The 2,046-nt window shown below is 45.4% G+C and carries 1 protein-coding gene and 1 pseudogene; both read left to right on the top strand.

Going from position 1 to position 2,046, the window contains the following annotated elements:
• Positions 1 to 212 (top strand): PTS transporter subunit EIIB (locus tag EYS00_RS20325; RefSeq protein WP_165399447.1); only part of this gene is annotated, 212 nt, incomplete at its 5' end.
• Between the two features lie 160 nt (positions 213 to 372).
• A pseudogene (locus EYS00_RS20320) lies at positions 373 to 1,811 on the top strand (IS1182 family transposase).
• Positions 1,812 to 2,046 lie beyond the last annotated feature (235 nt).

Here is a 2,046-nt window from a genome sequence, read left to right as displayed (position 1 = left end):
CAATCGACGCTTGTATTACTCGTCTACGTCTAACTCTTAAAGACCGCTCAGTAGCTGACGAAGCTGTTCTTAAGAAACTAGGTGCGAAAGGTGTGGTTAAACTAGGTGAAAACAACCTACAGGTTATCCTAGGTCCACTAGCTGAAATCGTTGCTGGCGAAATGAAAGCAATCGGTGCAGGTGAAGACCTATCAGATGTTAAACTTCCTTAGTCGCTTTCGCGTAGAGCAAATCACTCACGCAACAGCCTAAAGAGCTAAGTAAGTCTAAATTGAAGCCTCCCTTATGGGAGGCTTCAGACTGCTGACAAAGGTCTAGCTTTCAAGCTAGACCTTTGATCTAATAGGGGTATCGAAATATGGATATCTCACTATGCTTCAAGAGCCTTCACCTCAACAATATGAACTCGAAATGGTCACCATGGAACAGCTCGTTCCTCAGAACCATTTAGTTCGTAAGATAGATAAAGCCATCGACTTCGAGTTTATCCGTAATGAAGTCGCTCACCTCTACTGTAAAGACAACGGTCGCCCACCTGTTGACCCTGTACGCCTGTTTAAAATCATCCTGCTTGGTTACCTCTTCGGAATAAAAAGCGAGCGACAACTCGTGAAAGAGATTGAAGTCAATGTCGCTTATCGATGGTTCCTGCGTATGTCACTGACAGAGAAAGTTATCCATGCATCGACACTCAGCCAAAACCGTATTCGCCGCTTTAATGGTACCGATGTGTTTGAGCGTATCTTTATCAATATCGTAGAGCAGGCAATGGCGAAAGGTTTGGTCGCAGGCCAAGAACTATTTACTGACAGCACGCACCTAAAAGCCAATGCCAACAAAAATAAGCACACGAACAAAGTGACTAAGGTTCGCGCCAGTGCTTATCTTGATATGCTCGATGAAGATGTCGCGCTAGACCGAGAGAAAGAGGGTAAGAAACCTCTAAAGTCACGTACCGCTGAGCCTAAAACTAAGAGCACCAAAACGAGTACTACCGACCCGGAAAGTGGCTTCATGACTCGAGATAATAAGCCCCAAGGCTTCTTCTATCTCGACCACCGTACAGTGGATGGACAGCATGGCATTATCTTAGATACCCATGTCACAGCAGGTAATATCAATGACTCTCAACCTTATGTGAAGCGTCTGGACTATACCCTAGAGCAATTTAACCTTAATCCAATCGCCGTTGGACTCGACGCGGGCTACTTCACTGCGCCAGTCGCTGAGTCATTAGAGCGTCGAAATATCTTAGGCGTGTTCGGTTATCGCAGACCATCGAGAACAAAGAATGCGTTCAAGAAAAAGCACTTCATCTACAATGGAGAGCGAGACAGTTAACGCTGCCCTAACGGTCAAGAGCTCATCTATAAAACCAACGTCTAGAGATGCGTATCGTGAGTATCACTCCGACCCGAAAGAGTGTGCGTTCTGTCCAATGAGAGATGACTGTACGCAAAGTAAAAACTATAAAGAAAGTCATTACAAGACATATCTATACGGACGCGATGGATAGAGCCAACCAAATGCGGCTCTCACCTTATGGAAAAAACGCGTATAGGCGAAGAAGTGAGACGGTAGAGCGGAGCTTCGCCGACGCTAAGCAGCACCATGGTCACCGTTATGCCCGCTTCCGCGGGCTCTCGAAAGTGCAAATGCAATGTTGGTTGGCAGCTGCCGCTCAAAACATCAAGAAGATAGCCTTGGTGGTGAGCTATTTACAAAAAATAGGGCTAAATATGTCCCAAATACGTCAAATTATGGCGTCTAGATGCCAATTTAAGTGTTGGGCTCTTCCAAACTTCGCATAATAAAAAAACTATCGCGATCGCGGCCTACGGCCGCTCGAAAAACGAGAACCCCACTTCAAAAAGTGGGGTTCGTCAGCAATCTGAAGCCTCCCTTATGGGAGGCTTTTTCGTATCTGGCTTTGGCGCTTGAATCATTCAGCGTTTCTATTCTTCATCGAATAGCAGAAATATTCACATAAACTGATGGTTCTATTGTGTAAAGCCTAAGAATTGTGGATGATTAGCAACAATGATC

Source organism: Alteromonas sp. KUL49 (assembly GCF_006538345.1).
Taxonomy (GTDB): domain Bacteria; phylum Pseudomonadota; class Gammaproteobacteria; order Enterobacterales; family Alteromonadaceae; genus Alteromonas.
This window is presented reverse-complemented; position numbering and strand designations above follow the sequence as displayed.